At 72.1% G+C, this 8,080-nt stretch carries 7 protein-coding genes; 6 read left to right on the top strand and 1 reads right to left on the bottom strand.

All coding sequences use genetic code 11. The features are described from left to right. Positions 1 to 286 (bottom strand): hypothetical protein (locus ACZ7GX_RS41635; protein ID WP_498785650.1); only part of this gene is annotated, 286 nt, incomplete at its 3' end. 569 nt (positions 287 to 855) lie between these two features. Between ACZ7GX_RS41635 and ACZ7GX_RS41630 the strand changes: the two genes are divergently transcribed. The 6 genes from ACZ7GX_RS41630 (at position 856) to ACZ7GX_RS41605 (ending at position 8,075) form a co-directional block, all read left to right on the top strand. Then, a complete protein-coding gene (locus tag ACZ7GX_RS41630; protein ID WP_498785648.1) occupies positions 856 to 1,218 on the top strand; it encodes a hypothetical protein in 363 nt (120 codons plus the stop codon). Positions 1,219 to 1,314: 96 nt separating this feature from the next. Continuing rightward, positions 1,315 to 1,929 (top strand): DUF4937 domain-containing protein, encoded by a 615-nt coding sequence (locus tag ACZ7GX_RS41625; protein WP_498785646.1) that lies wholly within the window; start codon positions 1,315 to 1,317, stop codon positions 1,927 to 1,929. A gap of 43 nt (positions 1,930 to 1,972) precedes the next feature. Then, a complete protein-coding gene (gene dusB / locus ACZ7GX_RS41620) occupies positions 1,973 to 3,121 on the top strand; it encodes a tRNA dihydrouridine synthase DusB (protein WP_498785644.1) in 1,149 nt (382 codons plus the stop codon). Then, complete coding sequence (locus ACZ7GX_RS41615) at positions 3,114 to 3,569, top strand: hypothetical protein (RefSeq protein ID WP_498785642.1); 456 nt, start codon at positions 3,114 to 3,116, stop codon at positions 3,567 to 3,569. Before dusB ends, ACZ7GX_RS41615 begins: the two co-directional genes overlap by 8 nt. Positions 3,570 to 3,749: 180 nt before the next feature. Then, positions 3,750 to 4,613, top strand: coding sequence for a GGDEF domain-containing protein (locus ACZ7GX_RS41610; protein ID WP_498785640.1), 864 nt, complete (start codon positions 3,750 to 3,752; stop codon positions 4,611 to 4,613). A 210-nt stretch (positions 4,614 to 4,823) separates the two neighbouring features. Then, positions 4,824 to 8,075 (top strand): LCP family protein, encoded by a 3,252-nt coding sequence (locus tag ACZ7GX_RS41605; RefSeq protein ID WP_498785638.1) that lies wholly within the window; start codon positions 4,824 to 4,826, stop codon positions 8,073 to 8,075. Positions 8,076 to 8,080 lie beyond the last annotated feature (5 nt).

Below are 8,080 nucleotides of genomic sequence, written 5' to 3'. Positions count from 1 at the left end.
GGGCGGCGGCAACCCCGCCAACGTCAAGATTCTTGAACGCTTGACCCATCCCCACCACAGGCAACGCCGCGAGACCAGCAGTCAGCTTTTCGAAGTCGACGGCACCAATGGAAGATACCGCCATCTGCTGAGCCATCTCGTCGAAGGCGGCGGCAACCCCGCCAACGTCAAGATTCTTGAACGCTTGACCCATCCCCACCACAGGCAACGCCGCGAGACCAGCAGTCAGCTTTTCGAAGTCCAGAGCGGGAGTCCCGCTCGTCGCAGGAAGTTCACCGTCGCTCATGTGCTCACGCTACCTGGAGATCGGTTCAAGCGAGCTTGTGGCACGCCAAGGCTCGGGACGAGCGCCGAGTAGCCGACTTCGCGAGCACTCGGCTGCTGCACCTGTGAGCAGGCCACCGCCTGGCGGTGTCGAGCTGCCCACAAGCTTGCTGACGAGTGTTGGTAGCTTCCAGACAGCAAGATCGACTCCCCCGATTACCCCCGACTAACGACGTCAGAGGACCATGTCGTTCGATCCACAATGGTGGTTCGCATTTGGAAATCTTGCAGGTAGTGGTAGGTGCTGGAAGGCGTCGATAGACGACGAGGCGGCAAGATCCACAACCTTCGGGTTCAGGGTTCGAGTCCCTGGCGGCCCACTCTTTTCCATTGTGCTGCGCCCGGAATGCGAATGTGTGTGGGACGCCACCGGAACGGGTGATCGCGCTGGCGTGGCCCCTGGGTGGGCGATAAGTAGGTGCCATGCACCTCGTAGCGGCACTCGCCCTTGCGGCTTCGGTCACGACCGTGGCCGGGGAACTGATCAGCTATGACCCCCGTGTGCCTGCCGGAGCGCGGGCGGAGGTCGTGGTGGCGCCCAGGGATGGCGGCACGGTCGTGCTGCTGCGCGCCAGTGGGCTGCTGCCGGATCGCGACTACGGCGCGCACGCGCACGTGAACCCCTGCGGGTCGGAGCCGACCGACGCGGGGCCGCACTACCAGCACGTCCAAGGCGGTGCGACGGATCCCGCGTTCGCCAACCCGCGCAACGAGATCTGGCTCGACTTCACCACCGACGGGCACGGCCGTGGTGAGGCGATGACGCGGGTGGCGTGGCAGTTCGGCGAACGGCGGGCCGGGTCGATCGTGCTGCACGAGGAGCACACCCACACCGAGCCCGGTCACGCCGGCACGGCGGGCGCCCGGCTCGGCTGCCTCACCGTGCCGTTCTGAACTCGCCGCACTCCCCATCCCGCCGCGACCGCCGGCCCTTGACCTCCAGCACCCTCGAGGTCGCACGATCGACGGCCTCGGCGGACGGAGGTGTTGGTGCTCGCGAAGTGGATCACCTGTGACGTGCCGGAGGCATCGCGCGACGTGTTCGGCGCGGCCCAGGCGAGGTGGACGGTCATCGCCGACCAGCCCGGGCTGGTCGGGCAGGTCGGCGGTTGGGACCCGCGAACGGGCCGCGCGCACGTGCTCGCGCTGTGGGCGGACGCGGCGAGCCACGAGGTGTTCCTGCGCGACCGGCACGACGCGGTAGCCGACGCGAGCGGCTACCGGAACATCGCGGTGGCGGTCGGTGAGACGGTGCTCACCCTGCCCGGCACGGCGGCGACCGTGGCCGAGGCGCTGGAGGGCCCCGTGCTGCGCGTCGCGGACTGCAGGCTCGCCGAGGGCGCGCAGCAGCACTTCACCGAGGTCCAGCGCGAGGTGTGGGCGCCGGCGATGGTGGCGGCGGGCGTGCTCGGCGGCGTGGTCGCGCGCCTGTCCGCGGACCGCCACCTCGTCGCCACGTTCTGGCCCGATGCACGCACCCACCGCCGGTACACCGCCGAGGTGCCCGGGCTGCGCGCCCGCGCCCGCGCGGACGCCGACATCACGTCCACGACCGGGCACGTCCTGGAGCTGGAGGAGGGGTGGCGGGTGAGGGCGATTCGGTGATGTGGCACCCACCACTACCAGCGCTGGGCGACAATGGACGGCGATGTCCACCGCCCTGCACGCCACCAAGCCCCTGAAGATCGGCCGCCACCCGGTCGATCCCGCCGTCGTGCTCGCACCCATGGCGGGCATCACCAACGTGGCCTTCCGGCAGCTCTGCCGCGAGTTCGGCAGCCCCACGTCGCTCTACGTCTGCGAGATGATCACCGCCCGGGCGATCGTCGAACGCGACGCCAAGACGATGCAGATGATCACGTTCGGCGCGGACGAGAGCCCCCGCTCGATGCAGCTCTACGGCGTCGACCCGAAGTCGATGTCCGAAGCCGCGAAGATCATCGTGGCCGAGGACCGGGCCGACCACATCGACATGAACTTCGGCTGCCCGGTGCCCAAGGTGACGCGCAAGGGCGGCGGCGCGGCCCTGCCGTACAAGCGGCAGCTGTTCCGGCAGATCGTGCGTGCCGCGGTGCGCGCCGCCGAGCCCGCCGGTGTGCCCGTGACCGTGAAGTTCCGCATCGGCATCGACGACGAGCACCTCACCTACCTCGACGCGGGCCGCATCGCCGAGGACGAGGGCGCGCAGGCGGTCGCCCTGCACGCCCGCACCGCGTCCCAGCGCTACTCCGGCAAGGCCGACTGGTCCGCCATCGCCCGCCTGAAGGAGGCCGTGACCAGCATCCCCGTGCTCGGCAACGGCGACATCTTCAGCGCCCGGGACGCCCTGGACATGGTCGCCCGGACCGGCTGCGACGGCGTCGTCGTCGGGCGCGGCTGCCTCGGCCGGCCGTGGCTGTTCGGCGAGCTGCAGGCGGCGTTCCGGGGCGAGCCCATCCCACCGGGGCCGCGCCTGGGCCAGGTCGCGGACATCCTGCGCCGGCACGGCGCGCTGCTCGCGGACTTCCTCGGCGAGGACAAGGGCCTGCGTGACCTGCGCAAGCACATGGCCTGGTACCTGAAGGGCTTCCCGGTCGGCGCGGAGCTGCGGCGCAACCTCGCCATGGTGTCCACCCTCGCCGAGCTGGACGACCTGGTCGGCAGGCTCGACCCGACGCTGGAGTTCCCGGACAACGCCGACGAGCCGCGCGGCCGGCAGGGCTCGCCCGGCAAGGTCGTGCTGCCCGAGGGCTGGCTGGACGACCCCGAGGACGTCACCGTGCCCGTCGGCGCCGACGAACTGCACTCGGGTGGCTGAGGCGGTGCGCGCCGCGATGGCGCTGGCGTGCGCCCTCCTGCTGGCCGGCTGCGGTTCGGTGATCACCGGCGTGGCCCGTCCGCTCCAGGTCACCGACGTGGAGCGGGAGCTGGTGTCGGGCTACTTCGCCGACCTCAACGAGGCGGGCGGGCAGGGCACGACCGAGCAGCGCGACCTGCTCAAGGACACCCAGCACCCGGACTTCCGCGACGAGGACTGCGAGCTGCCCGCGGGCACGATCAAGGTGCAGCCGACCATGTCGACGCTGCGCCTGGACCCGGCGTGGGCGCCGCCCGGCGAGGACGAGCACCCGCGCGGCGTGGTGCTGGTCGTCGCGGTCACGCTGACCGTCGTGCAGGAGGGCTCCGAGATCGGCAGCCAGATCGGCTCGCAGCACGTCGTCCTGCTCAACGGCAAGGCCTACGGCTTCGCCCCGTGCGTCAATTGAGGTGACGCCGACCCGGTTGACCACGCTCCGTGAACTTCTCGGCTTTTCGATCACCGAATGCCACTAGTTCGGAGCAGTGCACGGTCAACCAGTCGAGGGAAATCCCTCTATGACGCGTCCCGCCGGCTCAAGCGTCGCCTCGTATCAGACGACACCTTGGCAAGGAGGGAGGTGAGCGCGATGACCGCACTGCGACCCGAAGTCGCGGAGTCCGACCGCGACGGCCGGCCCGGAGGAGGCATGCCCGCGTCCGAGAGCGAGGGCACCGGCCTGGTGCAACTGCACGAGTCGATCGCCGCGCTGCTCGCCTCCCGGGGCCAGTGGCGGCAGGCCTACCAGCACCTGCGCTCGGCGTTCGACCTGGTCTACGCCGACCAGGACGACCCGCCGCAGGTGCCCGAGCAGCTGCGCCGGGAGGTCGACCGGCTGCGCCGCGAGCACGCCGAGGCGCGCGAGCAGAGCCTGCGCGACAGCCTCACCGACAGCTACAACCGCAGATACCTGGACGAGCGACTGCTCGACATGGTCGCCGAGCGCGGCTCCACGGCGGCGGGCCTCGCCATCGCGTTGATCGACCTGGACTGGTTCAAGCAGGTGAATGACACGTTCGGGCACCTCTTGGGCGACCGGGTGTTGCAGCGCGTGGTCGAGCTGTTGCAGGAGGAGCTGCCGGAGGGCGGTTTCTGCGCCCGCTACGGCGGCGAGGAGTTCGTCCTCGTGCTGCCCGACGTCGAGCCCGAGCCGGCCGTGGAGATCGCCGAGTCGGCCCGGCTGCGTGTCGAGCGTCACGCCTGGGCTTCCCTCGCGCCCGGTTTGCGAGTGACCGTCAGCATCGGCTTGGCCTACGAGCCGCCGCCGGCCGGCGCGCCGACCCGTCCGCCGGTCGCCCCGGAGCAGCAACTCCTGCGCGCGGACAGCTTGCTCTACACCGCCAAGCAGTCAGGACGGAACGCCGTCGCCTACCGCGAGAACGGCCGCGTCCTCCTGGCGGGTGCCGCTTCCGGGCGACGAGGTATAGCCGAATCGCGGGTCGCCGGTTACTGACACCTCACGTCCACTCACCCTTTCGGACGTAGTCTGCTGCGCGCAACCGAGTACTGCCGACCCCTGTATCACCGGGAGTGGTCGTCAGGACTGGCCGTCATCCGTAGTATCGCCAAGGCAAGTGACACGCCGTTGGTGCAACCAATGTGTCCTTGCTGTCGTCAACTCGTGATGACGACCGACTAATGACCGAAGCTGAAGGGAGACCGGGTGCCCGACGAGCCCCGCCGTGGCGGCCCCGGACCCGGAGGTGACCAGGCCCCTCAGGAGGACCAGCCGACCGGCCGTCGCCGCAGGTCGCTGGACGATGGCGGGCTGAGCGTGTCCGACCTGCTGGAACAGCACAGCCGCACGAACATCCCCCGCCCGGTCCCGCCCGGTCCGTCGGACACCGGCAGGCGCGCCGCGCCCGAGCCAGAGCCGCCACGCAGACCCACGCCGCCCCAGAACGGCAGGCACGCCCCCGAGGGAACCGGCCGCCGTGCCGCGCCGGAGCCGCCCCGCAGGCAGGCTCCGCCGGACTACGCGCCACCGCCACCGGAGGACACCGGCGCCCGGCCCAGGCCGACCAACGGCGCACCGCCGGTCGCCGGCCGCCGCCCGAGCGCACCGCCGCCCCCGAACGACTTCTTCGCCGCGAACGACGGCACCGGCACCCGAACGCCGCGTCCCGTGCCGGAGGACACCGGCGCCCGCCGCCGTCCCGACGAGCCCGGCCCGGCACGTCCCGGGCGTCCCGCGCCCCCGCCGGCCGCCGGACCCGCGAACGGTTACGCCGGCCGACCGGACGACCTCGGCCCGGGACGTCCCGCCGCCCCGCGCCCCGCGCCCCCCGGCGAGCCGGGCAAACGCTTTCCGGCCAACGGCCACCCGCAGGATCCGGCCGGGCCACGACGTGCCGCCGAGAGCACCGGCCGGCGCCCGCGCCCCGACCTCCCCGGCGCCGCGCCGGGTCGACGGCTCCCCGACGGCAGCGGACCGCGGCCACGGCCCGAAGGGCTCGCCCCCGACGCACCACCCAGGCGCCTGGCGGACGGCGGCGGCCCCCGCCCCGAAGACCTGGCCCCCGACGCGCCCCGCCGCCTCGCCGACGGCAGCGGACCTCGACCGCGACCCGAAGACCTCGCGCCACGACGTCCGGCGGACGGCAACCCGCCACCGGCTCCCGACGCGCCCCGTCGCCTGCCGGACGGCAGCGGTCCCCGGCCGGGGCCCGAGGAAGCAGGACCGCCCGGACGCCGCGTCGCCGAGGGCGCGCCCGCCGACGGCATCGCGAGGCGGCTCGCGGACGGGCCCCGGCCCGGCGAGCACACCGGCCAACGCCCCCGTCCCGGCCTCCCGGCCGACGGACCCCGTCGCCCCGCCGAGGGCAGCGGCCCGCACGACCTGACCGGCGCGCCGCGCCCCGGCCGCCGACCCGACCCGGCCGTCGACCCGCGCCGCCCCGCGCCCGTCCCGCCCGGTGAAGACCCGAGCCGCCGTCCCGAGGGCAGCGGACCCCGCCGCCTCGCCGAAGGCCCACCGGTCGTGCCGGTCGACGGCAGCGGACCGCGCCGGCTCGCGGAGGACGGCAGCGGACCGCGGCCGGTCGGCGACGTGCCCGGCCGGAGGTTCGCCGACGAGGGCCCCGCCGCTCCCGACCCGGCGCCGCCCGTCATCGCCGCCCGCCTCAACGCGGGCCCGGAGCCGCGCGAGGCCATCGATCCGGCCAGCCTCACCACGGAGATGGAGGCCATCAGCGACGACGTCAAGAAGCGTCGCGAGGTCGACCACACGCTGGCCCGCTTCTCCGCCGTCCACGACGAGCTGGCCGAGCAGGAGCGCCTGCGCAAGGAACGCCGCCAGAAGCTGATGCCGTGGAAGGCCGAGCACGACGAGGACGCCACCGAGTACGCCTCGCCGGTCGACGACCCCGACGACGACGGCCCGCGCCGCCGCGGCCGCACGGCCAAGCACAGCAAGATCGTGCGCGCGGTCAAGGTCGTCGCGCTGGCCGCCGCCGTGCTGGTGTTCGTGTCCACCGGCCTCGGCTGGGGCGCGATGTTCTACATCGACAGCAAGTTCACCGAGATCGACGCGCTGAACACGAACTCGGCCGCGGTGCACGAGGCGGAGAAGCAGCTCGGCGACGAGAACTTCCTCATCGTCGGCTCGGACACCCGTGCGGGCGCGAAGCCCCAGGACGGCGTCGGCGACCCGAACTCCGAGGACACCGCGGGCGCGCGCTCGGACGTGCTGATGCTCGCGCACATCCCGGCCGACCGTAAGCGCATGGTCGTCGTCTCCGTGCCGCGTGACCTCCTCGTCAAGCGGCCCAAGTGCGAGAAGTGGGATCCGAACACCGGCCAGTACACCGGCGAGATGCTCGAGGCCGAGGAGGACGTGAAGGCCAACGAGCCGTACGCCATCGGCGGGCCCAAGTGCGTCAGCGCGTTCATGACCGAGCTGACCGGCCTGGAGATCAACCACTTCATCAGCGTCGACTTCAACGGCTTCAAGGGCATGGTCGACGCCATCGGCACCGTCCCGGTGTGCGTGCCGAAGCCGATGAACGACGACGAGCTCGGCCTGATCTTCGACAAGGCGGGCAAGTTCGAGGTCAACGGCGACAAGGCGCTGGACTACGTGCGCGCCCGCAAGGTCGAGGGCGAGCTGCTCGGCGACTACGACCGCGTCACGCGGCAGCAGAAGTTCCTGTCGTCGTTGCTGCGCAAGGCGTTGTCGTCGGAGATCCTGCTGAACCCGGGCAAGCTCAACGCCTTCCTCAACGCGTTCGCCGCGTCCACCGTGGGCCAGAACATCGGCGTGAACGACATGCTGACGCTGGCGCAGTCGTTGCAGAGCCTGGAAGCCGGCCGGGTCACGTTCGTCACCGTGCCGCACCGGACGTCCGAGGGCGCCACGAAGTCCAACGACGACAACCTGGAGCTGTTGCGGGAAGAGGAGACCAAGGCGCTGTTCCAGGCCATCATCGACGGCACGCCGCTGCCGGAGGAGACCCCGGACGACACGCCGGCCGACCCGAACCAGGCGGCCCAGGGCGCGACGCAGACCTCCACCCCGCCGGCCGGTCCCAAGCAGGGCAAGGTCATCGACCACAAGGGACTGAAGGTCCAGGTGCGCAACGGCGACCCGGACAACGACGGCGCGTCCCGCCGGACCACCCTCGCGCTGCGGGAACTCGGCTACGACGTCGTCATCGCCGGTGACGCGCCGCGCGCCGAGAAGACCGTGATCCTGTACGGGATCGGCGCGGAGGACGCGGCGACGACGCTCCTGTCCTCGGTGCCCGGCGCGACGTTGCAGTTCCAGGCGAACATGGGCGGCTCGGTGCAGCTGCTGATCGGGCCCGGCTGGGACGAGGAGGTCCGGGCGCCGCAGGCGGCGGGCACCGATCCGGGCAAGACGGCGCCGCCCGAGGACCTGGACGTGGTCAACGCGGGGAAGGACCCCTGCGCCTGACAGGA

It is taken from the genome of Actinosynnema sp. NPDC037264, assembly GCF_055603705.1.
The sequence above is the reverse complement of the archived record's forward strand: the minus strand, read 5'-3'. Positions and strand labels throughout refer to the sequence as shown.